The organism is Paraburkholderia acidisoli, assembly GCF_009789675.1.
Taxonomy (GTDB): Bacteria; Pseudomonadota; Gammaproteobacteria; order Burkholderiales; family Burkholderiaceae; genus Paraburkholderia; species Paraburkholderia acidisoli.
This window is the reverse complement of sequence record NZ_CP046913.1, coordinates 275,286-302,223: the sequence shown is the minus strand read 5'-3', so window position 1 is coordinate 302,223 and position 26,938 is coordinate 275,286. Positions and strand designations below refer to the sequence as shown.

Annotated in this window: 28 protein-coding genes; 5 read left to right on the top strand and 23 right to left on the bottom strand. The window is 66.2% G+C overall.

Annotated features, from left to right (window positions below; all coding sequences use genetic code 11):
* Positions 1-4 precede the first annotated feature (4 nt).
* From ptsP to FAZ98_RS01270, 10 genes are all read right to left on the bottom strand, one after another.
* Positions 5-2,596 (bottom strand): phosphoenolpyruvate--protein phosphotransferase, encoded by a 2,592-nt coding sequence (gene ptsP / locus FAZ98_RS01315; RefSeq protein WP_158948040.1) that lies wholly within the window; start codon positions 2,594-2,596, stop codon positions 5-7.
* A gap of 12 nt (positions 2,597-2,608) precedes the next feature.
* The gene (locus FAZ98_RS01310) at positions 2,609-3,625 is read right to left on the bottom strand and encodes an SIS domain-containing protein (RefSeq protein ID WP_158951821.1); all 1,017 of its coding nucleotides are present in this window, start codon (positions 3,623-3,625) and stop codon (positions 2,609-2,611) included.
* Positions 3,618-4,721, bottom strand: a complete 1,104-nt coding sequence (gene nagA, locus FAZ98_RS01305) for an N-acetylglucosamine-6-phosphate deacetylase (RefSeq protein WP_158948038.1) — start codon at positions 4,719-4,721, stop codon at positions 3,618-3,620. The genes FAZ98_RS01310 and nagA overlap by 8 nt, the downstream gene beginning before the upstream one ends.
* An 88-nt stretch (positions 4,722-4,809) precedes the next feature.
* Complete coding sequence (locus tag FAZ98_RS01300) at positions 4,810-5,544, bottom strand: GntR family transcriptional regulator (protein ID WP_158948036.1); 735 nt, start codon at positions 5,542-5,544, stop codon at positions 4,810-4,812.
* Positions 5,545-6,093: 549 nt separating this feature from the next.
* Entirely contained in the window at positions 6,094-6,906 is an 813-nt protein-coding gene (locus FAZ98_RS01295; RefSeq protein WP_158948034.1) for a MetQ/NlpA family ABC transporter substrate-binding protein, read from the bottom strand.
* A 206-nt stretch (positions 6,907-7,112) separates the two neighbouring features.
* Entirely contained in the window at positions 7,113-7,751 is a 639-nt protein-coding gene (locus FAZ98_RS01290; protein WP_158948031.1) for an SCO family protein, read from the bottom strand.
* Positions 7,752-7,755: 4 nt separating this feature from the next.
* Positions 7,756-8,661, bottom strand: coding sequence for a heme o synthase (gene cyoE, locus FAZ98_RS01285; protein WP_158948029.1), 906 nt, complete (start codon positions 8,659-8,661; stop codon positions 7,756-7,758).
* 9 nt (positions 8,662-8,670) lie between these two features.
* Positions 8,671-9,780 (bottom strand): COX15/CtaA family protein, encoded by a 1,110-nt coding sequence (locus FAZ98_RS01280; RefSeq protein WP_158948027.1) that lies wholly within the window; start codon positions 9,778-9,780, stop codon positions 8,671-8,673.
* A 37-nt stretch (positions 9,781-9,817) separates the two neighbouring features.
* A complete protein-coding gene (locus FAZ98_RS01275) occupies positions 9,818-10,414 on the bottom strand; it encodes an SCO family protein (RefSeq protein WP_158948025.1) in 597 nt (198 codons plus the stop codon).
* A 62-nt stretch (positions 10,415-10,476) separates the two neighbouring features.
* Complete coding sequence (locus tag FAZ98_RS01270) at positions 10,477-11,238, bottom strand: SURF1 family protein (RefSeq protein WP_158948023.1); 762 nt, start codon at positions 11,236-11,238, stop codon at positions 10,477-10,479.
* A gap of 105 nt (positions 11,239-11,343) precedes the next feature.
* Between FAZ98_RS01270 and FAZ98_RS01265 the strand changes: the two genes are divergently transcribed.
* Entirely contained in the window at positions 11,344-11,553 is a 210-nt protein-coding gene (locus FAZ98_RS01265) for a twin transmembrane helix small protein (protein ID WP_028201826.1), read from the top strand.
* A gap of 143 nt (positions 11,554-11,696) precedes the next feature.
* On the opposite strand, the gene FAZ98_RS01260 is transcribed toward FAZ98_RS01265, so the two are convergent.
* From FAZ98_RS01260 to FAZ98_RS01225, 8 genes are all read right to left on the bottom strand, one after another.
* Positions 11,697-12,554, bottom strand: a complete 858-nt coding sequence (locus tag FAZ98_RS01260; RefSeq protein ID WP_158948021.1) for a cytochrome c oxidase subunit 3 — start codon at positions 12,552-12,554, stop codon at positions 11,697-11,699.
* A gap of 91 nt (positions 12,555-12,645) precedes the next feature.
* Positions 12,646-12,867 carry a DUF2970 domain-containing protein gene (locus tag FAZ98_RS01255; protein ID WP_158948019.1) on the bottom strand — a complete coding sequence of 74 codons (222 nt, stop codon included), beginning with the start codon at positions 12,865-12,867 and terminating at the stop codon, positions 12,646-12,648.
* Between the two features lie 68 nt (positions 12,868-12,935).
* Positions 12,936-13,517, bottom strand: coding sequence for a cytochrome c oxidase assembly protein (locus FAZ98_RS01250; protein ID WP_158948017.1), 582 nt, complete (start codon positions 13,515-13,517; stop codon positions 12,936-12,938).
* Between the two features lie 31 nt (positions 13,518-13,548).
* Positions 13,549-13,689 carry a cytochrome oxidase small assembly protein gene (locus FAZ98_RS01245; protein WP_158951820.1) on the bottom strand — a complete coding sequence of 47 codons (141 nt, stop codon included), beginning with the start codon at positions 13,687-13,689 and terminating at the stop codon, positions 13,549-13,551.
* A 23-nt stretch (positions 13,690-13,712) separates the two neighbouring features.
* Positions 13,713-15,326, bottom strand: a complete 1,614-nt coding sequence (gene ctaD, locus FAZ98_RS01240) for a cytochrome c oxidase subunit I (RefSeq protein WP_158948015.1) — start codon at positions 15,324-15,326, stop codon at positions 13,713-13,715.
* Between the two features lie 266 nt (positions 15,327-15,592).
* A complete protein-coding gene (gene coxB / locus FAZ98_RS01235) occupies positions 15,593-17,320 on the bottom strand; it encodes a cytochrome c oxidase subunit II (protein ID WP_158948013.1) in 1,728 nt (575 codons plus the stop codon).
* Between the two features lie 140 nt (positions 17,321-17,460).
* Entirely contained in the window at positions 17,461-17,937 is a 477-nt protein-coding gene (locus tag FAZ98_RS01230) for a DUF2244 domain-containing protein (protein WP_158948011.1), read from the bottom strand.
* 250 nt (positions 17,938-18,187) lie between these two features.
* A complete protein-coding gene (locus FAZ98_RS01225) occupies positions 18,188-19,165 on the bottom strand; it encodes a methyltransferase domain-containing protein (protein WP_158948009.1) in 978 nt (325 codons plus the stop codon).
* A gap of 229 nt (positions 19,166-19,394) precedes the next feature.
* Here FAZ98_RS01225 and FAZ98_RS01220 point away from each other — a divergent pair, with 229 nt between their 5' ends.
* Together FAZ98_RS01220 and trmL are read left to right on the top strand one after the other, a co-directional pair.
* Positions 19,395-20,246 (top strand): ComF family protein, encoded by an 852-nt coding sequence (locus tag FAZ98_RS01220; protein ID WP_407672068.1) that lies wholly within the window; start codon positions 19,395-19,397, stop codon positions 20,244-20,246.
* A gap of 41 nt (positions 20,247-20,287) precedes the next feature.
* Entirely contained in the window at positions 20,288-20,758 is a 471-nt protein-coding gene (gene trmL, locus FAZ98_RS01215; RefSeq protein ID WP_158948007.1) for a tRNA (uridine(34)/cytosine(34)/5-carboxymethylaminomethyluridine(34)-2'-O)-methyltransferase TrmL, read from the top strand.
* A 23-nt stretch (positions 20,759-20,781) separates the two neighbouring features.
* Here the strand turns inward: trmL and FAZ98_RS01210 are convergent, their stop codons facing one another.
* From FAZ98_RS01210 to FAZ98_RS01190, 5 genes are all read right to left on the bottom strand, one after another.
* Complete coding sequence (locus FAZ98_RS01210; RefSeq protein WP_158948005.1) at positions 20,782-21,315, bottom strand: O-acetyl-ADP-ribose deacetylase; 534 nt, start codon at positions 21,313-21,315, stop codon at positions 20,782-20,784.
* Between the two features lie 166 nt (positions 21,316-21,481).
* A complete protein-coding gene (locus FAZ98_RS01205; protein ID WP_158948003.1) occupies positions 21,482-22,480 on the bottom strand; it encodes an NAD(P)H-dependent glycerol-3-phosphate dehydrogenase in 999 nt (332 codons plus the stop codon).
* A 56-nt stretch (positions 22,481-22,536) separates the two neighbouring features.
* Positions 22,537-23,004 (bottom strand): protein-export chaperone SecB, encoded by a 468-nt coding sequence (gene secB, locus FAZ98_RS01200; RefSeq protein WP_158948001.1) that lies wholly within the window; start codon positions 23,002-23,004, stop codon positions 22,537-22,539.
* Positions 23,005-23,213: 209 nt separating this feature from the next.
* Positions 23,214-23,477: a glutaredoxin 3 gene (gene grxC, locus FAZ98_RS01195; protein ID WP_158947999.1), complete on the bottom strand. Its 264-nt coding sequence runs from the start codon at positions 23,475-23,477 to the stop codon at positions 23,214-23,216.
* Positions 23,478-23,488: 11 nt separating this feature from the next.
* Positions 23,489-23,899, bottom strand: coding sequence for a rhodanese-like domain-containing protein (locus tag FAZ98_RS01190; RefSeq protein WP_158947997.1), 411 nt, complete (start codon positions 23,897-23,899; stop codon positions 23,489-23,491).
* Positions 23,900-24,117: 218 nt separating this feature from the next.
* Here FAZ98_RS01190 and gpmA point away from each other — a divergent pair, with 218 nt between their 5' ends.
* Together gpmA and FAZ98_RS01180 are read left to right on the top strand one after the other, a co-directional pair.
* Positions 24,118-24,867: a 2,3-diphosphoglycerate-dependent phosphoglycerate mutase gene (gene gpmA, locus FAZ98_RS01185; protein ID WP_158947995.1), complete on the top strand. Its 750-nt coding sequence runs from the start codon at positions 24,118-24,120 to the stop codon at positions 24,865-24,867.
* A gap of 396 nt (positions 24,868-25,263) precedes the next feature.
* Entirely contained in the window at positions 25,264-26,841 is a 1,578-nt protein-coding gene (locus FAZ98_RS01180; protein WP_158947993.1) for a S41 family peptidase, read from the top strand.
* Positions 26,842-26,938: the final 97 nt, after the last annotated feature.

Here is a 26,938-nt window from a genome sequence, read left to right as displayed (position 1 = left end):
GGCCTCAATCGAGCGGCCAGGTCGCGGCGCTCGCGGTGCGCACCGCTTGCGCCGACTCCAGCGCGAGCGCGTTTTGCGCACGCGCGCGGCATTCGTTGTAGTCGAGCTTGCGCACGCGCGCCTTGATCGACGGCACGGAAACCGGATCGACCGACAATTCGCTCACGCCGAGGCCCACGAGCAGCGGCACCGCGAGCGGATCGCCCGCCAGCGCGCCGCACACGCCCACCCACTTGCCGTGCCGGTTCGCGCCCTCCACCGTGGCCGCGACGAGCCGCAGCACGGCCGGATGCAGACCGTCGGCTTGCGCCGCGAGATCGGGCTGGCAGCGGTCCATCGCGAGCGTGTACTGCGTGAGGTCGTTGGTGCCGATCGAGAGGAAGTCGGCGTGGCGCGCGAGCTGGTCGGCCAGCAGCGCCGCCGAAGGCACCTCGATCATCACGCCCACCTCGATGGGTTCGGTGCGGCCCGCTTCGCGCGCGAACGCTTCGATGCGCTCGCGCAGACGCACGAGTTCGCCCACGTCGGTGACCATCGGCAGAAGAATGCGCACCTTGCCGGCCGGCTTCACGGCGAGCAGGCCGCGCAGCTGGTCGTCGAGCAGATCGGGGCGCACCTGCGCGAGGCGAATGCCGCGCAGACCCAGCGCCGGATTCGGCTCGGGCGGCAGCGTCAGGTAATCGACCTCTTTATCGGCGCCCACGTCGAGCGTGCGGATGATCGCCGTGCGGCCCTTGAGCGCGTCGGCGATCGCCTGATAGCTCTGGCGATGCTCGTCCACGGTGGGCGCCGCCTGGCGGTGGATGAACATGAGTTCGGTGCGCAGCAGGCCCACGGCGTCGGCGCCGTTGTCGACGGCCGTCACGGCGTCGTCGAGCGTGGCGATATTGGCGGCGATCTCGACGGCGCGGCCATCGCGCGTGGCCGCCGCTTCGTGCGAGCTGCGGCGGTTCGCTTCGCGCAGGCCCGCGAGGCGCAGCCGCTCGTTGCGGGCGCGGTCGATGTCGGCGGCGCTCGGCGTGTAGGCGAAGCGGCCCGCGCCCGCGTCCACGACCACTTGCGTGCCTTCTTCCACCTGCTTGAGCGCGTCGCCGAGCGCGACGAGCGCCGGAATGCCCGCCTGGCGCGCGATGATCGCCGCGTGCGAGGTCGCGCCGCCGCGCGCCATCACGAGCGCCGTCACGCGCGAGCGGTCGAGCGTGGCGAGGTCGGATGGCGTGAATTCGTCGGCGGCGAGCACCGCTTCGTCGGGCAGCACGCGCGCGGCCGTGTTCGACAGACCGAGCGCGCGCAGCACGCGCTTTTCGAGGTCGCGCAGATCGGCGGCGCGTTCCGCGAGCAGCGGATCGTCGACCTTGCCGAGCACGGCGATCTGCGCGCGGATCGCCTCGCGCCACGCGTAGCCCGCGCTCTTGCCGAGACTGATCGCGTCGCGCGCCGTGTCGACGAGCGCCGGATCTTCGAGCAGCACGCGATGCATCGTGAAAATGCCCGCCTCGCCGATCGCGCCGCGCTGCGACGCCGTGCGCACGCTGTGATCGAGTTCCGCGTCCACGGCGGCAATCGCCTTGTCGAGCGCGCGGCTTTCCGCCGCCGGCGTGTTGCTCGCGGCTTCGGCCGGCGTGAGTTCGGCTTCGTCCCAGCGCACCAGCGTGCCCACGGCCACGCCCGGCGCGGCGCACACGCCCGCGAGCACGCCCGGTTCGGCCGTTGCAGCCGATGCCGTAACCGGCGCCGGTGCCGATGCCGGCGCGCGCGCCGGCACTTCGTGCGCCTCGCCCGCGGCTTCGCGCAGCAGTTCTTCGGCGACCGCGTTCACCGCGCGTTCGGCTTCCTTGCCGATCCCGACGAGTTCGATGGTCACGCCCTCGCCCGCGCCGAGCGCGAGCAGGCCCACGACGCTTTCGATGGCGGCCTTGCGCTCGCCGTAGCGCACTTCCACGCGCGCGTCGACGCCGCGCACGGCTTCGCGCGCCCGCGCGGCGGGCCGGGCGTGCAGACCGCCCGCATGCGCGAGCGTGATCGTGCGGCGCACTTCGTCGGCGATGAATTCGTGTTCGGGGATCGCGCCGGGCACGACGCCGCCCCGCGCGCGCAGCACCAGCAGCGTGCTCGCGCCCGCTTCCACGTGGCCCGCGCCCGCGCGCTCGACTACTTCGAAGGCGTCGGAATTGGCGATCGCCACGACCGAAACGAGACTCGGCGCGCGGCACGCGACCACGTCGAGATCGAATTCGATCAGCGTGTCGCCGCGGCGCACCGAATCGCCTTGTGCGATCTTCGGCGAGAAGCCTTCGCCGTTGAGTTCGACCGTGTCGATACCGATATGCACGAGCACCTGCACGCCTTCGGCGCTTTGCAGCGTCACGGCGTGCCCCGTGCGCGCGAGATGCATGACCGTGCCGTCGCACGGCGCGATCAGCTTGCCGACGAGCGGATCGATGCCAATGCCGTCGCCGAACAGGCCTTCCGCGAACACCGGATCGGGCACCGCGGCGAGCGGCACGACCGGGCCGGTGAACGGCGAAACCAGCACGACGTGCGCCTCGGCAGGCTTGAGCGGATCCATCAGGCGGGACTCCTCGATGCGTTCCATCTGCTTTCCAATCTAGTGGGTTTCGGTGACTTTGTTCAGGTAGCGCGGCTCGTCGGGATTGCGGCCGCGCGCGGCGGCGAGACCCGCCGCCATGACGTAGAACGAAAGGATGGCCGCGATCGGGTCGAGCGCGGCGTCGGCGGTGCTGACGAGCGGCAGCGCGACGTCGCCGGCACCCGCCAGATCGGGCGGCGCCGCGAGCAACACGCGCGCGCCGCGCTGCTTCATGTCGCGCGCGAGATCGACGAGACCGGCCTGCTCCGGTCCGCGCGGCGCGAACACGAGCAGCGGATAGTCGCGGCCGATCAGTTCCATCGGGCCATGACGCACTTCGGCGCTCGAAAATGCCTCGGCCTGGATGCCCGAGGTTTCCTTGAGCTTGAGCGCGGCTTCCTGCGCGATGGCGAGACCCGCGCCGCGCCCGATCACGATCATCTGCTTCACGTCGCGCAGTTCGTGAACCGCCTTCGACCAGTCGAGCTTGCCCGCCGCTTCGAGCGAGTCGGGCAACGCGCGCACGGCCTCGAGCAGTTGCGCGTCGCGCTGCCAGAAGGCCACGAGTTGCGCCGACATCGCGAGCATCGCGACATAGCTCTTGGTGGCGGCCACGCTGAGTTCGGGACCGGCGAGCAGCGGCAGTTCGGTGCCCGCGGCCTCGGCGAGCGGCGAGCCCGCGACGTTGACCATCGCCGCCGTCAACGCGCCCGCTTCGCGCAGCGCCTTGATGGTCGCGACGAGATCAGGACTCCTACCCGATTGGGAAAAAGCCAGCGCAAACTGGCCGCGCACACGTAGCGGCGCCTGTTGCAGCGTGGCGATCGACATGGGCAGCGAAGCGACCGGCACGCCCACGCGGCTCATGGTGAGCGCCGCGAAATAACTCGCCGCATGGTCCGAGCTGCCGCGCGCGACCGTGAGCGCGACGTGGCGCGGCTCGGCGTCGAGCGCCTGGGCGAGCGCCTCGACGCGCGCGGTGTCCGCGAGCTGCGCGGCAACGACGCCGGCCGAGGCCAGCGCTTCCTTAAGCATATTCGACAATCGATTCTCCTTCGACGTAGGTCGCGGTGAGCGCGAGATCGCGGTCGAACACGTTGACATCGGCCCATGCGCCGCGCGCGAGGCGGCCGCGGTCTTCGATGCCCAGGTAGTCGGCCGCGTAGCGCGACAGGCGTGCGGAAACGTCCGCGATCGGCAAGCCGAGCGAGACGAGGTTGCGCAGCGCCTGGTCCATGGTGAGCGTGCTGCCCGCGAGCGTGCCGTCGGCGAGACGCACGCCGCCGAGGCACTTGGTCACGTGCTGGCTGCCGAGGCGGTACTCGCCGTCGGGCATGCCGGTGGCCGAGGTGCTGTCCGTGACCACATAGAGGCGCGGGATCGCGCGCAGCGCGGCGCGTATCGCGCCCGGATGCACGTGCAGCAGGTCGGGAATGATTTCCGCGTATTCGGCATGCGCGAGCGCCGCGCCGACCACGCCCGGATTGCGGTGATGCAGCGGCGACATCGCGTTGAACAGATGCGTGAAACCGCACGCGCCGTGCTTGAGCGCGGCCACGGCGTCGTCGTAGGTGGCGAGCGTGTGGCCGATCTGCACGCGCACGCCGCGCGCCGCCATTTCGCCGATGATCTCGATATGACCCGCGATCTCGGGCGCGACCGTCACCACGCGTATGGGCGCGATCGACAGGTACTTGAGCACTTCGTCGAGCACGGCGGAAACCGCCGCGTCGGGCTGCGCGCCGAGTTTGCCGGGATTGATGTACGGCCCTTCGAGATGCACGCCCAGCACGCGGGCGCCACCGGCCGTGCGATTGCGCGCGACGCCGCCGAGACCTTCGACCACATGCATCAGTTCGTCGCGCGGCGCGGTCATGGTGGTGGCGAGCAGGCTCGTGGTGCCGTAGCGCGCATGCGTGCGAGCGATGGTTTCGATCGCGTCGCCGGCTTCCATGACGTCGGCGCCGCCGCCGCCGTGCACGTGCAGGTCGATGAAGCCGGGGATCAGATACGGCGCGTCGTTGTTCGCCGGATCTGCGGCCTCGCCCTCGATCGACGTGACGCGTCCGTTCTCGAACGACAACGTGCCGTGAATCCAGCCGTCAGGGGTGAGTATGTTTCCGCTCAGCATGAGAATTTTCCGGTGAGGCGCAGGAAAGCGCCGTAAAACAGATCGATGACGGGCGTAAGAGCGACAGGCAGCAAGGGCGTTCCCGGTTTCACTGGCGCAACTCCGCAACGAAGTCGTAATAGCCGTCGCGGCAGTAGGTATCGGTTAGCTCGATCGCGCGCTGATCGGCGGAAAAACCCACGCGCGTGATCACGAGCAGCGCCGCGCGCGGCTCGACGCCCATGCGCGCGGCGATCTCGCCCGTGGCGTTGACGGCGCGAAAATGCTGCAAGGCGCGCACCACGGGCACGCGCTGCTGTTCGAGATACGCATAGAGCGATCCGTCGATGGCGTCCGGCTCCGGCACGATCGAGACGGGCAATGTGGAATGCTCGACCGCCATCACGATGCCGTCGGCGCGGCGCAGGCGGCGCAGACTCGCAACCGACGCCCCCGGCGACAAGCCCAGTTGCACGATTTCCTCGCGGCGCGCCGGGCGCACTTCACGCTCGAGCCACACCGAATCCGCCGTGAAGCCGCGCTGCTCCATCTTCTTCGTGAAGCCGGTGAGGCGCGAGAGCGGATCTTCCACGCGCGGCGTGATGAAACTGCCCGCCCCGCGCGCGCGCCGGATCAGGCCCTGCTCGACCAGCAACTCGATCGCCTTGCGCGCCGTGATGCGCGACACGCCGATGGCGTCGGACAGCGTGCGCTCGGACGGCAGCGCCTCGCCCGCCGACCACACGCCGCAGTGAATGGCGGTGGCGAGGTTGCGCGCCAGCTGGAGGTACAGCGGCGTCACGTTGCGCGCGTCGGGCGTCAGGGCAGACCAACGGGTTTCCATGGAGTCAGCGCCAGCGGTTGGACAGATCGTGGGGTGGCCGGACGGCGCGCCATGCGTGCGGCGCGCATTCATCCGATGAATCCGCGCGCCTGGAGTTCCGCGCGGCTCGACGGGTTCGACTGAAAAGCGAGCCCATTATATAACCACAATAAGACCAGTCAATATGACAGCGGCTTCGCTATCGGCCTGAAAAATATCGCATAAATTCAAGGTTTTACACGAAATTACCGTATGCCGCGCGCTAGCCGGCCGGCATCAGGATTTACCCTGGAAATGCATTTCGGCGCGCGAATAAGACCAATTTGGGCTCGACTTTGCAAATGTTTGGAGACCAGCGTAGTACCGATATGGAACCAGCGGCAACGGCGCCCCTGAGAAGATAACGCGCGGCCGCGCGTCTCGATTGCGCGCGATCAACCTCGCACGCCGGAAACCGCCATTTCGATATCGTCCGACATACAAGAAGCCGCGCTCCGAAACGCGAGGGCAATAAAAAACGCCGTGGTTTTCACCACGGCGTTTTCGCGTACGGCAGCTACGAGGCGCAGCTTAGAACGACGGCACCATCGAGCCCTTGAACTGGGTCTTGATGTACTGGCGCACGTCTTCCGACTGGTATGCAGCCACGAGCTTCTTCACCCACGGCTTGTCCTTGTCCTGCGTGCGCACGGCGATCACGTTCGCGTACGGGCTGCGGATGTCTTCCAGCGCGATCGCGTCCTTGGTCGGCTGGAGGCCGGCGGCCAGCGCGTAGTTCGTGTTGATGACGGCGGCGTCCACGTCGGCGAGCGAGCGCGGCAGTTGCGCGGCGTCCAGTTCGACGAACTTGATCTTCTTCGGGTTCTCGGCCACGTCGAGCGGCGTGGCGTTGCTGCCGTTCGTGCCCGCGCCCGCGCGCAGCTTGACCACGCCCTTGGCCTGCAACAGCAGGAAAGCGCGGTTTTCGTTCGACGGATCGTTCGGCACCGCGACCTTCGCGCCTTGCGCGAGATCGTTCAGCGACTTGAGCTTCTTCGAGTACACGCCGATCGGCGAGATGTACGTGAGGCCCGCGCTCTGGATCTTGTAGCCGCGCTGCTTGACCTGGCTGTCGAGGTAAGGCTGATGCTGGAAGCTGTTGGCGTCGAGGTCGCCTGCGTCGAGCGCGGCGTTCGGCTGCACGTAGTCGTTGAATTCGATGACCTTGACGTTCAGGCCTTCGCGCTTCGCGACCTTCTGGACCACAGCCCAGACTTGCGCGTCCGGACCCGAAACGGTGCCGACCTTGATGACCTGGTCGTCGGCGCGCGCGCCGAAGCTGGCGGCGAGCGTGGTGGCGGCGAGGCCGGCGAGGAGTGCTTTAATCAGATTTCTGCGCTGCATGGAGGTGATGTTCCTGCGTGTGTTTGGTATTGCGCCTGCGTGAGGCATTGTGTGCCGTCTGCCGGACGGTATAAATCGTCTCATATGACGGCGGTGCCTGGAAATAATGAAATCGCATACTGGTATGCCGCGCGGACGTAAAAAAGCGCGCCTCGCGGGGCGCGCTTTCGCGGGATCGGCGCTGAATGGCCGTGCCTCGCGGACGATCAGGTCGAAACGCCGAGCAAAATCTTGAGATCGTGCACCCAGGGCGTGACGCCCTGCCCGTCGCGGGCGAACAGGCGCAGCTTGCCGTCCGGATCGAACACGTAGCTGGCCGCCGTGTGATCCATCGTGTAGTTGTCCGGAGTACTGCCGGGCACCTTCGCGTAGTATACGCGGAAGTCCTTCGTCACCTGCTTGAGCTGCGCCTCGTTCGCGGGCCGCAGCGCCTGGAAGCTGGGGTTGAACGCCGAGACGTACTGGCTCAGGATCTGCGCGCTGTCGCGCTCGGGATCGACGGTCACGAACAGCACCTGCACGCGCTTCGCGTTTTCGGGCCCGAGTTGTTCGAGCGCCTGCGAGAGCTCGGCCATCGTGGTCGGGCACACGTCGGGGCAATGCGTGTAGCCGAAGAACAGGACGACGACCTTGTTCTTGTAGTCGGCGAGCGTGCGCATCTGGCCGTGGGTGTCGGGCAGCGCGAAGTCCTTGCCGAACTGCGTGTTGCCCGTGATGTCGAGATTCGAGAACGACGGCTGCTGCGGGCCGCAGCCTTGCAGCGCGAGCGTGCCGCCCACGGCAAGGGTAGCGGCGAGCGCGACGACCGTGGCGCGCAGGGCGCGTGCGAGCGAGCGGGCGGCCATGGCGTTACGCGGCGATGATCGCGTGCACGTAGTGATCCACGAGCAGCGCAACGAACAGGATCGACAGATAAACGATCGAATAGCGGAAGGTCTTGCGTGCAAGCAGGTCGGAATATTCGACGTAGATCTTCCACGCGTAGGCGAGGAACACCGCGCCGAGCAGTACGGCCGAAGCGAGATACAGCAGGCCGCTCATGCCCGAGATGTACGGCATCAGCGTGACGCAGAACAGGATGATCGTGTACAGCAGGATGTGCAGGCGCGTGTACTTCTCGCCGTGCGTATTGGGCAGCATGGGCAGGCCGGCGGCCTCGTAATCCTTGCGGCGATACAGCGCGAGCGCCCAGAAATGCGGCGGCGTCCACACGAAGATGATCAGCACGAGAATCCAGGCGTCGCCGGGCACGTGACCCGTGACGGCAGCCCAGCCGAGCGCGGGCGGCATGGCGCCCGAGGCGCCGCCGATCACGATGTTCTGCGGCGTGGCCGGCTTGAGCAGCAGCGTGTAGATGATCGCGTAGCCAATAAAGGTCGCGACCGTGAGCCACATGGTGAGCGGGTTCGTGAACGTGTAGAGCACCCACATGCCGAGGCCGCCGATCACGGCCGAGAACAGCAGGATCTGCCGGCTCGTGATCTCACCGCGCGCCGAAGGGCGCCATGCGGTGCGGCGCATGCGCGCGTCCACTTTTTGTTCGACGAGACAGTTGATGGCGAAGGCCGCGCCGGCCGTCAGCCAGATGCCGACAGTACCGCCGATCAGCTGTTTCCAGGGCACCATGCCCGGCACGGCGAGAAACATGCCGATGACGGCGCAAAACACGGCCAGTTGCGTCACGCGCGGCTTGGTAAGCGCCAGATATTGGGAAATCCGGCTGCCGGGCGTTTGGGATAGGGTTGTACTTTCCATGGGGCGGGATCACACCGCGGCGGTGTCGCGCGCGGGGAGGAAGGCGCGACCGGGGCGGTTACAAGCAATTCGAAAGTTTAGCACGACGATCAAAAGCAGCAGGATCGCCGCGCCACCGTTGTGCGCGACTGCAACAGGCAGCGGCCACTGAAGCACGATATTCGACAGTCCGGTCAGAAACTGGACCGCAATCACGATGATGACCCAGTTGGCAGGACGCCGCAGCGAGGCAAAGCGCCGCATTTCGAAGGCGAACCATAGCAGATATGCGATCACCACGAAGGCGAACGTGCGGTGGGTCCAGTGAATCGCGACGAGCGCGTCTTGCGTGATGACGTCGCCGTTGCCGTCCATGCCGAGCGCGCGCCACAGATGGAAGCCGTGCTGGAAGTCCATCGGTGGAATCCAGGCGCCGTTGCAGGTCGGGAAGTCGGTGCAGGCGAGCACCGCGTAGTTGGTGCTCACCCAGCCGCCCAGCGCGATCTGCACCACGAGCAGCGCGAGCGCCGCCAGCGCCGCCACGCGCCAGCGCGCGACCTCGGGCTCGAACGCGGGCAGCGGCGTGATGCGCGCCGCGAGCCAGGCGAGCGAGCCGAGCAGCGTGAGGCCGAGCAGCAAGTGTGTGGTGACGATCACGGGTTGCAGCTTCATCGTCACGGTCCACGCGCCGAACACGCCCTGCACGACGATCAGGCCGAGCAGCGCCGTGGGCCACCACGGCGAAACGTGGAGCGGCCAGCGCTTGATGCGCGCGCGCCACGCGATGGCCATCTGCGCGATGATCAGCACGCCGATCGCCATGGCGAAATAGCGATGGATCATCTCGATCCACGCCTTCGAGAAGCTCACGGGCCCGCTCGGCATCGCGAGATGCGCGGCGGCGATCTGCGCGTGCGCGATGAACGGCGAGGACGTGCCGTAGCAGCCCGGCCAGTCGGGGCAGCCGAGGCCCGAGTCGGTGAGACGTGTGAATCCGCCGAACATCACGAGGTCCAGCGTCATGAAGGTCGTGAGCCACACGAGCTTGCGGAATTTGTTGTCGTCGGCCTTGACCCAGACCCAGGACAAGGGCAGCAACGCGATGCACAGGCCGATCAGGCCCAGCTCCAGGATAAACATCTTGCGTACTCTTTTCTGTCAGACGGCGCTGCGCACCTTAACCGATGCTGGACCACTTGAGGAGTTTTGTGACGTCCTGCTTGATCTTTGACGGATCGGCCTGGGCGGGAAAACGCATCATGAGATTGCCGTTCGGATCGACGAGATAGATATGGTCGGTGTCCTTCGTCGTGTCCGTGGCGGGCAGCCATTGCGCGAGCGCGGGCGCGCCGGCGCGCAGCATGCGCGTGTCCGGGTACGCGCCCTTGATCTTGTCGGGCACGGCGGCGTTATCGGTGCGCAGCCAGACCGTGACCACCCGCTCGCGCTCCGCGCCTTGCGTCGCGCGCACCTGGCGCATGAAGTAGAGCTTGGTCGCGCAGGCTTCGTCGCACGCGCCGCCATCGACGGAAATCATCAGCCAGCGCCCGCGCAGCGAGGCGAGCGGCACGGCGCGGCCGTCGTCGCCCGTGACCGTGAGAGCTTCGGGAATGGGCCGTTGCGGCTCGATCAGCGTGCCGTAGCTCGTGGTGCCGCCCTTCGGCTTGATCACGTAGTACGTGAAGTACGACAAGGCGATGGGCGCGCCGCAGATCAGCGCGATGAGCAGCAGCGTCCAGCGGCCGCGCCGCCACGAGCCTCGGCTACGTTGCATGGCGACCTGCGCGGGTTGGGCGGGTTGGGATGTTTGCGTCGACACTCTCGGGAAACCTCGCTTCAGTTGTCCATGTGCCCATTGAGATGCGGGCCCGGGTCCGGCTCGCCAGTGCGCGCTTTTGTCGCAGCCTTGCGGGCCGCGTAGAGACCAAAAAGCAACGCTGCGAGCGCCATGCCCCACCACTGGAGCATGTAGCCGTAATTGCGCTCGACGTCGGTGTCGGGCACCGGCCAGTCGCGCACGAGCCCGTCCTTGAAGGCCGGCACGAAGCCGGTTTGCTGGATCACGAACGGTTGCAGCGGCAACCCGGTTTCCGCTGCGTAGGAAGCGACGCCGAGATTCTGCCGAATTTTCTGATGCGCTGCAGAGCCGTTCGCACCCAGTTCGAACGCGCGCGTGGCGTCCGCACGCGCGATGCCCTCCACTTCCACCACGCCCGTGGGCGTTTCGTAGGGCGCGATCGCCGTGCGGACCGCCATGTTGCGCGGCAACCAGCCGCGGTTCACGAGCACGACGCCGCCGCCTGCGAGTTTAAGCGGCATCACCACGTAAAAGCCTGGCTGGTCGTTATAGGGACGATTGTCGAGATACACCACCTGCGCGGGCATAAACGTGCCGCTCGCGCGCACGCGATGAAACTGAATGTCCTTCAACGCGAGCGGCGCGGCACCCACCGTTTGCGGCGCCGATGTTTCGTACTGCGTAATCTGCGCCTGCAACGCCTCCTTCTGATGCGCGCGGTCGCGCTGCCAGAACCCAAGCCGGATCGTCACGGCCATCACGATCAGGATGAGCAGCGCGGGAACGAGACGAATCTTCATCGGGTATGTCCGATGCGGCACATAGCGGTGATCGAACCCCGCGTGACGCGACGCGGTGCGATAATGAGACAGGCGTTTTCAGGCATGCCCAATTCCGTGAGCTTCATGCACATACTCGTTCCCGTGGCGTTCGCGCTGATCATCGCCAGCATGATCTCGGCGCTCTATTTCATGATGCACGACCGGGGCCGCACCAAGCGGATGGTCTGGTCGCTCGCCACACGCGTGGGCCTGTCCATCTCGCTGTTTCTCTTCATTCTCTTCGCGCACTGGATGGGCTGGATTCAATCCACCGGCATTCCGTACGGGCGCTGAGCGAAGCGCCATCGGCATAAAACCGGCATAAAACCAGAAGGCGCCGCGCCGACTCAGTCGGGCGGCGCCTTTTGCATTTCACCGCATGACGAGGCGCTGCACGCGCGCATCGGCATCACATCCGCATCGGCACGGCAAGCTCGTCACAACCAGTACACGACGACGTAAAGGCCGAGCCACACCACGTCGACAAAGTGCCAGTACCACGCGGCGCCTTCGAACGCGAAGTGATGATCGGCCGTGAAGTGGCCGCGAATCATGCGGACCAGCACCACCGTGAGCATCGTGCCGCCGAGGAACACGTGGAAACCGTGGAAGCCCGTGAGCAGGAAGAACGTGGAGCCGTAGACGCCCGAGGCGAGCGTGAGATTCAGTTCGCCATACGCGTGGATGTACTCGAAGGCCTGCAGGAACAGAAAGCAGATGCCGAGCACGATGGTTGCCGCGAGCCACGCGATGGCCTTCTTGCGATGATCCTCGCGCAACGCGTGATGCGACACCGTGAGCGTCGCGCCCGAGGAAAGCAGCAGCGCCGTGTTGATGGTCGGCACGGGCCACGGCGTCATCGAGCGGAAGTGCGAGACGAGTTCCGCGGGCCCCGTGTTCGGCCACACCGCGCTGAAGTCCGGCCAGATCAGCTTGTAGTCGAGGCTGCCGAGCTGATGCAGCGCGATCGCGCGCGCGTAGAACAGCGCGCCGAAGAACGCGCCGAAGAACATCACCTCGGAGAAGATGAACCAGCTCATGCTCCAGCGATACGAGACGTCGACGCGTTTGCCGTACATCCCGCCCTCGGACTCGGCGATGGCGTCGCCGAACCAGTGCCAGAGCGTGAAGAGCAGCCACAACAGGCCGATGACGACGCCGATGGGCGCCCACGATTCGCCGTTGATCCACGACGCCAGCGACGAGAGCATGACCAGCAGGCCAATGGCTGCGCTGATCGGGTGCCGCGACGGATGCGGAACGAAGTAGTACGGGCTTTCGTTTTGACCGCTCATGCCTGATTCTCCAATTTCCGGTTTCCGGCCGCAGCCGGCTGTCTCTGCGTTGTCAGTTATTCAGTTGTCCTGCCGATGCATCCGGCATGCTTCAGCCCACCACCGCATGCACGATCAACAGCAGCACGACGATGAAAAGCGCCGCGCCCACCAGCCCCGCGATGATGAGATGCGCGGGATGCAGTTGCGCGGCGTCGGCTTCGAGGTCGGCGCGTTTGCGCACGCCCAGAAACGACCACGCCACCGCTTTCATCACCTGCAGCACGCCGCCCTTTTTCGCGGGCGGCCGTTGCGCATCGCCTTCGTCGCTCATGGGCGCCCTCCATGCGGCGCGGGTTTCGTCATCCCGCGGGTTTCGTCATCCCGGGGGTTTGTCATCCGTCAAGCGCCCGCCGACTGCTTCGGCGCTTTCGCCACCGCCGGCTTGTTCAGCTCGAAGAACGTGTACGACAGCGTGATCGTTTTCACGTCTTTCGGCAGCTTCGGGTCGACGACGAACACCACCGGCATGCGCTTCGTTTCGTTCGCCTGCAAGGTCTGCTGCGTGAAGCAGAAGCACTGGATCTTGCGGAAATACTCGGTCGCCTGCTTCGGCGCGTAGCTCGGAATGGCCTGCGCGTCGATCGTGCGTCCTTCGTTGTTCGAAATGTCGTACATCACCGTCATGACCTCGCCCGGATGCACGTCGAGGCTCGACTGCTCCGGCTTGAAGCCGAGCAGCCCGCGCGCGTTCGCGTCGAACTCCACCGACACCGTGCGCGTCATGTCCACCTGCGTGTTGCGCGCCTCGGCCTCGGTGGCGTCGCGCTGCACGAGGTTGTTGATGCCGGTGACCTGGCAGATCGCGCGATACATGGGAACGAGCGCGAAGCCGAAGCCGAACATCAGCAACGCCACGACGATGAGCTTGAACAGCATCGACCGGTTGAACGCGCGGTCGCTATGCGCGTGCTGCGTGGACATCGGACGTCCTCTTACGGTTCTCGCGCTCCTGTCAGTGCGCGCTGAAATACAGCTGTTTCACGATGGCCGCCGCGAAAAAAGCGGCGACCACGATCAGCAGGACGAGCCCGAGCCGCCGGTTGCCCGCGCGGATCTGCGCGGGCGTGCGTCGCGTGGGTTTGTCTTCGGGCATCGCTTTTTGCGTCGACACGTGGCTCATTCCACCGTCGGCGGATTTTCGAACGTGTGGAACGGCGCCGGGCTCGGCACGGTCCACTCGAGACCCGTCGCGCCATCCCACGGCTTGTCGCCGGCTTTCTCGAGTTCGCCGCCGCCGCGATACACGGGCAGCGCCACCGCGAACAGGAAGTACACCTGCGAGAGCCCGAAGCCGAACGCGCCGATCGTGATGACCTGGTTCCAGTCGGTGAATTGCGCCGGGTAATCCGCGTAGCGGCGCGGCATGCCCGCGAGCCCGACGAAGTGCATCGGCAGGAAGGCGAGGTTGAAGAAGATCAGCGAGCACCAGAAGTGGATCTTGCCGCGCATCTCGTTGTACATCCAGCCGGTCCATTTGGGCGACCAGTAGTACCACCCCGAAAACAGCGCGAACAGCGACCCCGCGACCAGCACGTAATGGAAATGCGCGACCACGAAATAGGTGCCGTGATACTGGATGTCGAGCGGCGCCATCGCGAGCATCAGACCCGAAAGACCGCCGAACGTGAACACGATCAGGAAGCCCACGGCCCACAGCATCGGCGTTTCGAAGGTGAGCGAGCCGCGCCACATGGTGGCGACCCAGTTGAACACCTTCACGCCCGTGGGCACGGCGATCAGCATGGTCGCGTACATGAAGAACAGCTGGCCCGTGACCGGCATGCCGGTCGCGAACATGTGGTGCGCCCACACCATGAACGACAGAATGGCGATGGAAGCCGTGGCGTACACCATCGAGCTATAGCCGAACAGCGGCTTGCGCGAGAACGCCGGAATCACCTGCGAGACGATCCCGAACGCCGGCAAGATCATGATGTAGACCTCGGGGTGCCCGAAGAACCAGAAGATGTGCTGGTACATGACCGGGTCGCCGCCGCCGGCCGCGTTGAAGAAGCTCGTGCCGAAATGGCGATCGAACAGCAGCATCGTGATCGCGCCCGCGAGCACCGGCATCACGGCGATCAGCAGGTACGCGGTGATCAGCCACGTCCACGCGAACATCGGCATCTTCATGAGCGTCATGCCCGGCGCGCGCATGTTGAGGATGGTCACGACGATGTTGATGCCGCCCATGATCGACGAGGCGCCCATGATGTGCACCGCGAAGATCGCGAAGTCCATGCCGGGGCCCATCTGGGTGGAGAGCGGTGCGTAGAGCGTCCAGCCCGCGGCGGTCGCGCCGCCCGGCGCGAAGAACGAACCCACCAGCAGCACCGCGGCGGCGGGCAGCAGCCAGAAGCTGAAGTTGTTCATGCGCGCGAACGCCATGTCCGACGCGCCGATCTGCAGCGGCACCATCCAGTTCGCGAAGCCCACGAAGGCGGGCATGATCGCGCCGAACACCATGATCAGGCCGTGCATGGTGGTGAGCTGGTTGAAGAACTCGGGCCGCATGATCTGCAGGCCCGGCTCGAACAGCTCGGCGCGAATGCCGAGCGCCATCACGCCGCCCGAGAGAAACATCACGAACGAGAAGATCAGATACAGCGTTCCGATGTCCTTGTGATTGGTCGCGAGCAACCAGCGTCGCCAGCCGTGAGGCGTGGCATGCGCGTGGTCGTCGTGCTCGTGACCGTGCCCGCCTGCAACATCGTGTCCGATGGTCGACATGACTTAATCTCCTGTCGATCGCAGTTGCGCCTTGCGCGCTGACCGCGACCCATTAATTGCCAAAGCGTGAGCTTTGCGTCTCTGACTGCAGCGTTTGACTGCTTGTTCTGTACTTGTGCAGCGCCTGTCCCGCGAATTCTGCGTGCTTCTGCGTGCGTGCTTCCGTGCGCCGTGTGCAGGCGCGTCCTGCTCTCAGCGTAGTCGTTTGCGAGCTTCCTTGCGACCCTGATGCTGCGTATGTCGATACGCGTAGCCAGCGTGAAGGCTTACGCGGCCGGGCTGATTTCCACGCGGCGCGCTTCCTTCGCGTCCGTGCCGCCCGTGATCGTTTCCGGCTTCTTGAGAACGATATGGTCCTCGGCGATGCCGGCCGCCTTCAGCGCGTCGCGCACGGCTTGCGCGCGGCGCTTGGCGAGGTCGGCGTTGGCGTTGGCCTTGCCGCTCGCGTCCGTGAAACCCGAGAGCGTGAACTTCGCGTCCGGATGCGCCTTCGCGTAGTCGGCGGCCGCCTGGATCGCGCTTTTCGCGTCGGCGGGCAGCGTGGCCTTGCCGACGGCGAAATACACGCTCGCCGGCAGACTCGCCGAAGCCTGCGCCGCCCCCGACGCTTCGCCCGCGCCGCTCGCGGCCGCGCTGTTAGCCGCCGTATTGGCCGCCGGAGCGCTGGCCGCACCGGCATCGGCGCCGCTGGCGCCACTCGATGCCGCCGCACCGCTCGCGCCCGCCGCATCGCTGGCCGCCGCCGCGCCGCTCGCCTGATCCGCGCCGCCCGGCGCGCCCGCCGCGCCCGCCGTGTGATCGCCGCCTTCGGGCATCTTGCCGTTACGCGCGTCCGCGACCTGGCGCGGTTGCAGCACGTCGCCCGTATGGTTGCCCCACGAATTGCGCTCGTAAGTAATGACCGAGGCGATCTCGACGTCGTTCAACGTGGGCGCCCACGACGGCATGGCGTTCTTGCCGTGCAGCACGATGCTCACGTGTTCGGCGATCGGGCCGTTCGCGACCTTGCTGCCGTCGAGCGCCGGGAACGCCCCCGCGCCCTTGCCCGTGGGCTGGTGACACACCGCGCAGTTCGACGTGTAGACCTTCTCGCCGCGCTCCTTGAGTTCGGCGAGCGTGTAGGTCTTGTTCGGGTCGTCGGCCGCGGCGGCGAGCTTGGCTTTTTGCGTCTGCACCCACTTCGCATAGTCGTCGTCGGACAGCACCTCGACCACCACCGGCATGTACGCGTGCTCCTTGCCGCACAGTTCCGTGCAGAAGCCGCGATAGGTGCCGACCTTGTCGGCCTTGAACCACGTGTCGCGCACGAAGCCCGGAATCGCGTCCTGCTTCACGCCGAACGCGGGCACGTACCACGAGTGCACCACGTCGTTGGCCGTGGTGATGATGCGAATCTTCTTGTTGACGGGCACGACCAGCGGGTTGTCGACTTCCTGCAGATAGGTGTCGGTAATGGGCGCCTCGCCGTTCACTTCCGAGCGCGGCGTGGTCAGCGTCGAGAGAAAGCTGATGCCCTCGCCCGGCCCCTTCACGTAGTCGTAACCCCATTTCCACTGATAACCCGTGACCTTCACGGTGAGGTCGGCGTTCGAGGTGTCCTTCATCGCGACCACGGCCTTGGTGGCCGGCAGCGCCATCAGCACAACGATCACGAACGGCACGATCGTCCAGATGATTTCGACGGTCGTGCTCTCGTGGAAGTGCGCCGCCTGATGACCCTTCGATTTGCGGTGCGCAAAGATCGAATAGAACATGACGCCGAACACGCCGATGAAAATCACCGTGCAGAGGATCAGCATCATCGTATGGAGGCTGTAAAGCTCTTCGGCGATGCGCGTAACGGGCGGCTGGAGATTGATCTCGTTGACCGCGGGACCGCCGGGGCTGTCTCCCACTGCGAGTGCCGCGCCGGCGACGAAAAATCCGCTGCACGCCAGCACGCCCATGAGGGCTCGCTTGATTGTTTTCATAGCTTCCTTACCCATAATTTCCATTCAAACCCTCGGCCCCGCAGGAAGGTTTTGCAACCAGGGCGCCCCCTGGGACGCATGCGCCGCGCATCGGGTCCCACGCGCTCGTCCATTCGATGAGCACGCAACCAGCCCCACTCGCGCCGCAAGGAAAACGCTGCGACTCAACCCGCGCGCGCGAGCCACGTCCGCAGTTCCCGCGCGAACTGCGCACGCCGATAGTGCGGCAGATGCAACCCGACAGCGACCGCCTGGCCGCGGGACACGAGACGCACCGGGTCGCGTGGGGTCGCGCCCGGCTCGACCCGGACCCAGCGGGGATTGAATTCGAACTGCGTGAGCGTGTTGGCGCTCATCTGCTCGATCACCAGCCGGTTCGGATAAAGCCTGATACGTTCGTAATCGACAGCATGGCGCGCATGAATGACGAATGCGCCGCCCACTACCAACAGATCGATGCCGGTGAACGGCATAACCAGCCAGGCGCCGTGGATCAACAACAGAACGGCGATCGCGATGGAGACCAGCGCCAGCGAAACATAGAAGAACACAAATTGCCTGGGCGAAACCGAACAGTTGCGCTTCATGAGCCAGTCCTGCAGGACCGGCTCCGGACTCGCCAGCAGATCAGACGCCTGCATCGTTCGCTTCCCCCACTGCAACAACCTCAGACTATCGCCGCGCCGCGCCTTGCACAACTGCGGGCAGATACGGATTTGGGGACCCTTCCGCGTAGCGACCTGCGCATTATAGGCGCGATCCCCAGGCCCTTCAAGCAAGCCTCAAACTCCCGCAAACCCAATACCAGCGGGCATTTCAGCGATTTTTCGAGATAAATTCGAGAGCTTTTCAGGCGCTAATTTCAGGCATAACGAAAGCCCCCTTATTACGTCACCGATTCCTTGCCGGACCGCGCCCGATATCTTCGATACGCACGATGCCGTGACCTTCGGCCGTGGTGCGCGGCACGGCTTTCCATGCGTGGCCGTAGATGATCTCGAAGGTCAGCGGGATCGTGCCCGCATGCGGGCCTTCGGTCGCGCGGCGCGCTTCGAGCGCCGCCAGCAGCGCGCGGTGCAGCCGTCGCGAACCGGCGATGGTAGCGCTCTCGCGCGCGAATGGGTATGCGCCCCAACGGCGCACGTCGGCGAGCAGTTTCTCCGGCGTCGTGTAGGTGACGGTCAGCGTTTCCTGATCCATCACCGGAATTTCGAAGCCGTTCTCGACGAGCATGTCGCCGAGATCGTGCATGTCGACGAAATCGATCACGTGCGCGCGCGAGCCGACGCCGTGCGCGGCTTCGACTTCGGCGAACGCGCCGCGCAACTGCTTGAGCGTGTCGGGGCCGAGCGTGCTGAACATCAGCAGACCGTCGACCTTGAGCACGCGCTGCCATTCGCCGAACACGAGGTCCGGGCGCGGATGCCAGTGCAGCGCGAGATTCGACCAGAGCAGTTCGAAGGCGCCGTGCGCGAACGGCAGTTCGGCGAAGTCGGCCTGCGCGAAACGCGGACCACGCGCGCCGAGCGCACGCCCGACGGACGCGGGCAGAAAGCGCCGCCAGCTGGTGTCGCCGGCGTCGTGCGCACGCGCGCGTTGCAGCATGGCGAGGGAGAGATCGGCGCCGAACACGGGCGCTTCGGGAAAGCGCTCGCGCAGGCCGGGCAGGTCGTCGCCCGCGCCGCAGCCGATGTCGAGCACGCTCGCGGGATTCACCTTGATGTATTCGAGGCGCTCGCGCATGCGCTGGGCAATTTCGCGCGGCAGGAAGGCGACTTCGTCGAAAGTCGCCGCACGGCGATCGAAGATGCGCCGCAAATGTCCGGTTTCATAGTCCGGACGGCCAGTTCTTGCGGGAGACGGGGACATGTCGATCGTATTGGCGAAGTCTGCGAAGTATACTCGCTCACTCCCATCCTTTCAGTTCAACGAGCCCGCGCACGGGCCGCTTTCGATGCCGCCGCCCGTTTTGCCCGACCCCGCGCCTCGCCGCGCCGCGCCGCCCGACACCTCGTGCATGACGCCCGTCGCCGCGCCCGACGCCGCGCGAAGTCCCGCGCGGGAGCGGGCACGGATCACGGCGCGAATCACGGCGCAAATCACGGCGCGCAAAACTGCGTCTCGCGCCCCGGCCGTCGCGCGGTGCGCGCGCGCCTGCCGGCAAGCGCGCGCGCACTGGCCGCGGCTCACCCACTTCGTGCTGCCACTGGTGTTTCCAAACCGGTGCTCATTATGCGGCAATTTGTCGCGAGCCTCGCTTTGCGTGTCCTGCGACGCCGCGTACTGGAACGAGCCGCGCCTGCGCTGCACCGTGTGCGCCGTGCCGCTCTCGCGAGCATTTCGGACAGCCGATCAATCGCACGCAAAATCGCACACAGCATCGCACGCGGCGGCGCGCTATCGCTGTAGCGCGTGCACGCAGTCGCCGCCCGCGTTCGACGCCACGCTCGCGCTCGCCGACTATCGCGCCCCGCTCGATCTGCTCGCGCTCGGCCTGAAGTTTCGCGCGCGCCTCGCGCTCGGCGAAGAATTCGCGCGGCGGCTCGCGCGTCTGGCGCACGATAGCTTCGATGCGCAGGGCATGCCCGACCTCGTCGTGCCCGTGCCGCTGTCGCGTGAACGCATGATCGAGCGCGGCTACAACCAGGCGTGGCTTATCGCGCGGCCGCTCGCGCAACATCTGAATGCGCGCGCGGAAGCCACACTCGTGCGCCGCGTGCTGCACACCGCGCCGCAATCGAAGCTCGATCGCGACACGCGCCGCCGCAACGTGGGCCGCGCGTTCGTGCTCGATCCGGCGCTCGAGTGCGCCGTGCAAGGCGCGCACGTGGGCGTGGTCGACGACGTGATGACCTCGGGCGCCACGCTCGACGCGCTCGCGCACACGCTCAAGGCCGCGGGTGCCCGCCGCGTGACGAATTTCGTCGCGCTGCGCACGCCCAAGGACTGAAAGCCCTCATTCGTCTACCCGTTTCAGAGAGTCCCATCGCCATGTTCAACGTCGTTCTGGTCGAACCGGAAATTCCCCCGAATACCGGCAACGTGATCCGCCTGTGCGCCAACACCGGCGCGCGGCTGCATCTGATCGAGCCGCTCGGCTTCCCGCTCGACGACGCCAAACTGCGCCGCGCGGGCCTCGACTATCACGAATACGCGCAAATGCAGGTGCATCGCGACTGGGACGCCTTCCTCGCGGCCGAAACGCCCGACCCGGCGCGCCTGTTCGCGTTCACGACGCGCGGGTCGGGGCGTTTTCACGCGCACGCGTTCACGCCCGGCGACTGGTTCGTGTTCGGCGCGGAAACGCGCGGCCTGCCCGACGCGGTGCTCGACCGCTTCGCGAATGAACAGCGCGTGCGCCTGCCCATGCGGCCGGGCAATCGCAGCCTCAATCTGTCGAATACGGTGGCGGTGGTGGTGTTCGAAGCGTGGCGGCAGGCCGGTTTCGAAGGCGGCGAATAAGCCGCACAGGCGCCGTTTCCGGCTCAGGCGTTCGCGCGCGCGGCGAGCGCCTGCTCGTAGCGCGCGAGCATGGGCTGATCGAAGCACGCGAAGATCACGTGCCGGAGTTTGGGCGATTGCGGCAGGCCGTCGATCACCGTTTGCACGGCGATCCGCACGGCTTCGTCCGGCGGAAAGCGATACACGCCGCAACTGATCGCCGGAAACGCGAGGCTCGTCACGCCCGCCTCGTGCGCGACTTCGAGCGAGCGCCGGTAGCAGGCGGCCAGCAGGAAGGCTTCGTCGCGGTGGCCGCCGTGCCAGACCGGTCCGACCGTGTGGATGACGTGTTTCGCGGGCAAACGGTAGCCGCGCGTGATTTTGGCGTCGCCGGTCGGGCAGCCGTGCAGCGTCTCGCATTCGCGCAGCAATTCGGGACCGGCGGCGCGGTGAATCGCGCCATCCACGCCGCCGCCGCCCAGCAGCGACTCGTTCGCGGCATTCACGATGGCATCCACGGCGAGCGTGGTGATGTCGACGGCTTGCGCCTCGATGCGGCAATTCGCGAGCGTGAGCATACGGTCCTCCTGATCGGCCTGAAGCGCGGCTAGCGCGCCGCTATCAACGGGCATTGCCAGCATGGCGCGAGCCCGCGCGGCGGTGACGCCGCGCAAACCGTCCGCCTCGCGTTGTATCGCGTTGCCTCGAGTTATCTCAGGCCACGTCAACCCGGCCGGCGCCGCCCTATTCCGCCTTGGCGTCGCGCCTGAGCAATGCGCTCACGGCGTCGCGCGGCGCGGTGCCGTCGAACAGCACGGCGCAGACCGCCTCGGTGATCGGCATGTCGATGCCATGGGCGCGCGCGATCGCGAGTACCGCCTGCGCGCAGCGTACGCCTTCGGCGACATGGCCGAGCGCGCCGAGAATGTCGTCGAGTGTGCGGCCGCTCGCGAGCTGCTTGCCAACCGTGCGGTTGCGCGAGAGATCGCCCGTGGCGGTGAGAATGAGGTCGCCGAGGCCCGTGAGCCCCGTGAAGGTTTCGGCGCGGCCGCCGAGCGCGGCGCCGAGCCGCGTCATTTCCGCGAGGCCGCGCGTGATGAGCGCGGCGCGCGCGTTGAGGCCGAGGCCGAGGCCGTCGGAAATGCCGGTCGCGATCGCGAGCACGTTCTTGACCGCGCCGCCCACTTCCACGCCCACGACGTCGTCGCCGGTATAGATGCGCATGGCGCGGTGATGGAACGCGTCCAGCGTACGCTCGCGGCAGGCGGCCGAGGCGCTCGCCACGGTGAGCGCGACCGGCAGGCCGTCGCCCACTTCGCGCGCGAAACTCGGGCCCGAGAGGACGCCATTGCTCGCGTGCTCCGTCAGTTCGGCCGCGACGACCTGGTGCGGCATCAATTGCGACGCCGCTTCGAAGCCCTTGCAGAGCCAGACGAAATGCGCGGGCACACGGCCCATGTCGCGCAAGGTACGCAGCGTGTCGCGCAGGCCCGCGACGGGCGTGGCGAGCACGACGAGATCCGCCTCGCCCGAGCCATGGTCGAGCGCGGCGGCGAGATCCGTTTCATAGCGCAGGGATTCGGGCAGCGCGACGCCGGCGAGATAGCGGGCGTTTTCGTGCGTCTGGCGCAGCGTGTCGACGAGCGCGCCATCGCGCGCCCACAACACCGTGTCATGCGCCTGAGCCAGATGCCCTGCCAGCGCGGTGCCCCACGCTCCGGCGCCGAGAACGGCGATTTTCATTCCGATACTCCGCACCGGTGATTCGTGAAGTCAGTCAAGCAACGATCGCAGCGCGATCAGTGCGTGGCGTTGCTCGCGCCTTCGGGCTGCTGCGCGAGTTGCTGCAGACGTTGCTCGTAGAGCGCCTGGAAGTTGATTTCCGCGAGGTGGATCGGCGGGAAGCCCGCACGCGTGATCGCGTCGGCGATGTTCGAGCGCAGGTACGGGAACAGGATCGTCGGGCAGGCGATGCCCACGAGCGGGTCGACCTGTTCGACCGGAATGTTGCGGATGTCGAAGATACCGGCTTGCTTGGCTTCGATCAGGAACGCGACCTTGTCCTTGACCTTGGCCGTGACCGTACCCGTGACGAGGATCTCGAACACGGACTCGGCGAGGCGCTCGGCCTTGACGTCGACTTCCACTTCCACCGACGGCATGTCCTGCTCAAGGAAGATAGCCGGCGAATTCGGCTGCTCGAGCGACATGTCCTTGAGGTAGATGCGCTGGATGTTGAAGAACGGCTGGTTGTTCTCGTCAGACATGATGATTAGCTTCCCTGATTGAATGGATCACGGCCTCGTTTTCGTGGCATCTCGCAGCACGAACACGCGGCCGCCTTACGGCAATGATTGCCGGTGAACGGCAACAGGCCCGCGCGAACCTTGCGGTCCATGCGCGGGCCGAAACCTTGCGGCGCTACACCGCGACGCCCGGCGCCGGCAGCGCGCCCGACAACGGCGCGCCCCCGACCTCAAGCGGCGGCTTCGAGCAGCGGCGTGAGGCCGCCCGCGCGGTCGAGCGCGGAGAGGTCATCGTAACCGCCCACATGCGTCTCGCCGATGAAAACCTGCGGCACGGTGCGCCGGCCGGTGCGCGTCATCATCTCTTCGCGCCGCGCCGGGTCCCGGTCGATCAGCACCTTTTCGATGTGCTCGACGCCGCGCGACTTTAAAAGACGTTCGGCCATCTGGCAATACGGGCACACCTGGGTGCTATACATCACAACCTTGTTCACTTCGAACCTCCTTATTTGACGACCGGCATGCCGGCCTTCTGCCAGGCGTCCACGCCGCCGTCGAGCACGTGGGCGTCGGCGTAACCGGCCTCCGTCACGAGGCGCAGGGCCTTGTGCGATTGCTGGCCGGTCTGGCAAACCAGCAATACCGGGGTGCTCTTGTTCTTCGTGAGCTGAGCGGCTTTCGACGCCAGTTCGCCGAAGGCGATATGGCGCGCCGAAGGCAAGTGGCCCTTCGCGAATTCTTCCGCGGAGCGCAGGTCGATCACGACCGCGTTGCGGCGGTTGATCATCTGCGTGGCCTCGCCGGCCGACACGCCGCCGCGGCCGCCGCGCTTGAGCGTCGGCCACAGGAGCATCCCCCCGGAGATGAGGACGATCGCGATAAGTACAAGATTGATGTAATTGGTGAAGAACGTCACGAAAGGTCCGCCGGTGAAAGAGAAATTCGGAGAAATCGCGGAAAACCGGATTCAGGCAATCCGCTCATTATAAAATAAGCGTTTGTCGCAGGGTGACCGCCCCCCAGCCTCGGGTGCGCGCCCGCGGGAAGGTCCGCCGCAGCGCGCGTGCCAGTATGCACCGCGCGCACCGCAACCGTCCCCGATTACCGCTTCCTTCACTACCGACCGGCATCCTCATGTACAAACTCGTACTCATCCGCCACGGCGAATCGACGTGGAACAAGGAAAACCGCTTCACCGGCTGGGTGGACGTCGACCTCACCGAGCAGGGCAACCGCGAAGCCCGTCAGGCGGGCCAGCTGCTCAAGGAATCCGGCTACACCTTCGACATCGCCTACACCTCGGTGCTCAAGCGCGCGATCCGCACGCTCTGGCACGTGCAGGACGAAATGGACCTCATGTACCTGCCCGTGGTCCACTCGTGGCGCCTGAACGAACGCCATTACGGCGCGCTTTCGGGCCTGAACAAGGCCGAAACGGCGGCGAAGTTCGGCGACGACCAGGTGCTCGTCTGGCGCCGCAGCTACGACACGCCGCCGCCCGCGCTCGAAGCCACCGATCCGCGCACGGCCTATGACGACCCGCGCTACGCGAAGGTGCCGCGCGAAGAGCTGCCGCTCACCGAGTGCCTGAAGGATACCGTCGCGCGCGTCATGCCGATCTGGAACGAGTCGATCGCACCGGCCATCAAGGGCGGCAAGAAGGTGGTGATCGCCGCGCACGGCAACTCGATCCGCGCGCTCGTGAAGTATCTCGACGGCATTTCGGACAGCGACATCGTCGGCCTGAACATCCCGAACGGCGTGCCGCTCGTCTACGAACTCAACGAAAACCTCAAGCCGATCAAGCATTACTACCTCGGCGACGCCGAAGCCATCGCGAAGGCCCAAGCGGCCGTCGCGAACCAGGGCAAGAAGGCGGGCTAAGCTCGCCACCCCGGCCTCGTTCGCCTCGCGCGTGCCAGCAAGGTACAACGAGCGCCATCGCAGTACCACGAACGCCGCGCGGCCACCGTCACGCGGCGTTCGTCGCTTCCGTCACGGCTTCCGTTGCCGTGATCGCCGTTGCCCGCGCGCCTTGCCCGTTTTTCACCGCGCGTCTGGCAAAACTGCCAGTTGTGCGTCAGGGCCGCGCCATCGCCGCGCCAGTCATGGCTTTGCGGCACACGACTTGCGAACCACGCCCGCGCGCCGCTGTCTTAACCGCATCGTTTGCGCCATATGCACAGGCGCGGCAAGTGTGCAGTTATACTTGTCCGTCGCTTTTCCATTAGACGCTGCCCCACGCGCCCTCGCGCGCTTCGACCGCACGCAACAATCTCTATGCGAAAGAACCTGAAAAACATTGGCCTGATCGCCGCTGGCCTCGCGACCGGCGTATTTGCCACCCTGCAGATTTCCGCCGAGGCGCAGCAAACCCAGCAGACCGTGATCGAGCCGCTGCCGCTCGACCAGCTGCGTCTCTTCGCCGAAGTGTTCGGTCAGATCAAGCATGAGTACGTCACGCCGGTCGACGACAAGAAGCTCCTCACCGCCGCCATCAAGGGCATGGTGTCGAGCCTCGACCCGCACTCGTCCTATCTCGACAAGACCGACTATCAAGAGCTTCAGGAGCAGACCAAGGGTCGCTTCGCGGGCCTCGGTATCGAAATTTCGTCGGAAGACGGCCTCATCAAGGTGATTTCGCCGATCGAAGACACGCCCGCGTTCCGCGCCGGCATTCGTCCGGGCGACCTCATCACGCGCATCAACGACAAGCCCGTGCGCGGCATGACGCTCGACCAGGCCGTCAAGCAGATGCGCGGCGACCCGGGCACCAAGGTCACGCTCACGATCTTCCGCAAGACCGACGACCGCACCTTCCCGCTCACGATCACGCGCGCCATCATCAAGGTGCAGAGCGTGAAGTCGAAGATCCTGGCGCCGGGCTACGCGTACATCCGCGTCACGAGCTTCCAGGAACGCACCACGCCCGACCTCGCGGCCAAGCTGCAGGACATCGCGCGTCAGGAACCGAACCTCAAGGGCCTCATTCTCGACCTGCGCAACAACGGCGGCGGTCTGCTGCAGAGCGCGGTGGGCGTGGCCGGCGCGTTCCTGCCGGCGGACTCGGTCGTCGTCTCCACGAACGGCCAGATCCCCGATTCGAAGCAGGTCTATCGCGACAACTACGAGAACTACCGCCTGCCGTCGTTCGACGGCGACCCGCTCAAGGGCGAAGCGGCCGAGTTCAAGACCGTGCCGATGATCGTGCTGACCAACGCCTACTCGGCGTCGGCGTCGGAAATCGTCGCGGGCGCGCTGCAGGACCAGAAGCGCGCGCTCATCATCGGCAAGACCACCTTCGGCAAGGGTTCGGTGCAAACGGTGCGTCCGATGACGGCCGACACCGCGCTGCGTCTGACCACGGCCTACTACTACACGCCGTCGGGCCGCTCGATCCAGAACAAGGGCATCCGTCCTGATGTCGCGGTCGACCAGTACGCCGACGGCGATCCGGACGACGCGCTCGTCACGCGCGAAGTCGACTACTCGAACCACCTGGCGAACACCCAGGATCCGGACGAGAAGAAGGAACAGGAAACGCGCGAGCAGGAACGCATGGACATGCTGCGTCAGCTCGAAGAGCAGAACGACAAGAAGACGCCGGAACAGCGCCAGAAGGATCGCGAGCGCAAGCCGGTCGAGTTCGGCTCGAACGACGACTTCATGCTCCAGCAGGCGCTCAACAAGCTGCAAGGCAAGCCCGTGATCGAATCGAAGTCGCCGATGGAACGCCGCCTCGCGCAAGCGAAGCCGCCCACCTCGGCTTCGGCGCCGATCGCCGTGAAGCCTTCGGCTTCGGCCGTGCCCGGCGCCTCCACGCCGGTGCCCGCTTCGGCTCCGGCACCCGCGAAGTAACACGCGAAGTCTGCCGCTGTCTCCTCGCGGTCCGCTGCTGCAAGCGGGCCGCGAGGCGCCTCCCTCCGCGCCAGTACAATAGTGTTCTGTACTCCCG

Coding starts and splice junctions, on each gene's coding strand:
- secB (WP_158948001.1), bottom strand. CDS start 23,004: ATGTCTGACGAGAACAACCAGCCGTTCTTCAACATCCAGCGCATCTAC.
- FAZ98_RS01275 (WP_158948025.1), bottom strand. CDS start 10,414: ATGCAACGTAGCCGAGGCTCGTGGCGGCGCGGCCGCTGGACGCTGCTG.
- FAZ98_RS01245 (WP_158951820.1), bottom strand. CDS start 13,689: ATGCCCGAAGACAAACCCACGCGACGCACGCCCGCGCAGATCCGCGCG.
- FAZ98_RS01310 (WP_158951821.1), bottom strand. CDS start 3,625: ATGCTTAAGGAAGCGCTGGCCTCGGCCGGCGTCGTTGCCGCGCAGCTC.
- FAZ98_RS01290 (WP_158948031.1), bottom strand. CDS start 7,751: ATGGCCGCCCGCTCGCTCGCACGCGCCCTGCGCGCCACGGTCGTCGCG.
- FAZ98_RS01270 (WP_158948023.1), bottom strand. CDS start 11,238: ATGAAGATTCGTCTCGTTCCCGCGCTGCTCATCCTGATCGTGATGGCC.
- FAZ98_RS01180 (WP_158947993.1), top strand. CDS start 25,264: ATGCGAAAGAACCTGAAAAACATTGGCCTGATCGCCGCTGGCCTCGCG.
- FAZ98_RS01265 (WP_028201826.1), top strand. CDS start 11,344: ATGCACATACTCGTTCCCGTGGCGTTCGCGCTGATCATCGCCAGCATG.
- ptsP (WP_158948040.1), bottom strand. CDS start 2,596: ATGGAACGCATCGAGGAGTCCCGCCTGATGGATCCGCTCAAGCCTGCC.
- cyoE (WP_158948029.1), bottom strand. CDS start 8,661: ATGGAAAGTACAACCCTATCCCAAACGCCCGGCAGCCGGATTTCCCAA.
- ctaD (WP_158948015.1), bottom strand. CDS start 15,326: ATGTCGACCATCGGACACGATGTTGCAGGCGGGCACGGTCACGAGCAC.
- coxB (WP_158948013.1), bottom strand. CDS start 17,320: ATGGAAATTATGGGTAAGGAAGCTATGAAAACAATCAAGCGAGCCCTC.
- FAZ98_RS01260 (WP_158948021.1), bottom strand. CDS start 12,554: ATGAGCGGTCAAAACGAAAGCCCGTACTACTTCGTTCCGCATCCGTCG.
- nagA (WP_158948038.1), bottom strand. CDS start 4,721: ATGCTGAGCGGAAACATACTCACCCCTGACGGCTGGATTCACGGCACG.
- FAZ98_RS01295 (WP_158948034.1), bottom strand. CDS start 6,906: ATGCAGCGCAGAAATCTGATTAAAGCACTCCTCGCCGGCCTCGCCGCC.
- FAZ98_RS01250 (WP_158948017.1), bottom strand. CDS start 13,517: ATGTCCACGCAGCACGCGCATAGCGACCGCGCGTTCAACCGGTCGATG.
- gpmA (WP_158947995.1), top strand. CDS start 24,118: ATGTACAAACTCGTACTCATCCGCCACGGCGAATCGACGTGGAACAAG.
- trmL (WP_158948007.1), top strand. CDS start 20,288: ATGTTCAACGTCGTTCTGGTCGAACCGGAAATTCCCCCGAATACCGGC.
- FAZ98_RS01230 (WP_158948011.1), bottom strand. CDS start 17,937: ATGCAGGCGTCTGATCTGCTGGCGAGTCCGGAGCCGGTCCTGCAGGAC.
- FAZ98_RS01255 (WP_158948019.1), bottom strand. CDS start 12,867: ATGAGCGACGAAGGCGATGCGCAACGGCCGCCCGCGAAAAAGGGCGGC.
- FAZ98_RS01280 (WP_158948027.1), bottom strand. CDS start 9,780: ATGTTTATCCTGGAGCTGGGCCTGATCGGCCTGTGCATCGCGTTGCTG.
- FAZ98_RS01210 (WP_158948005.1), bottom strand. CDS start 21,315: ATGCTCACGCTCGCGAATTGCCGCATCGAGGCGCAAGCCGTCGACATC.
- FAZ98_RS01225 (WP_158948009.1), bottom strand. CDS start 19,165: ATGTCCCCGTCTCCCGCAAGAACTGGCCGTCCGGACTATGAAACCGGA.
- FAZ98_RS01300 (WP_158948036.1), bottom strand. CDS start 5,544: ATGGAAACCCGTTGGTCTGCCCTGACGCCCGACGCGCGCAACGTGACG.
- FAZ98_RS01205 (WP_158948003.1), bottom strand. CDS start 22,480: ATGAAAATCGCCGTTCTCGGCGCCGGAGCGTGGGGCACCGCGCTGGCA.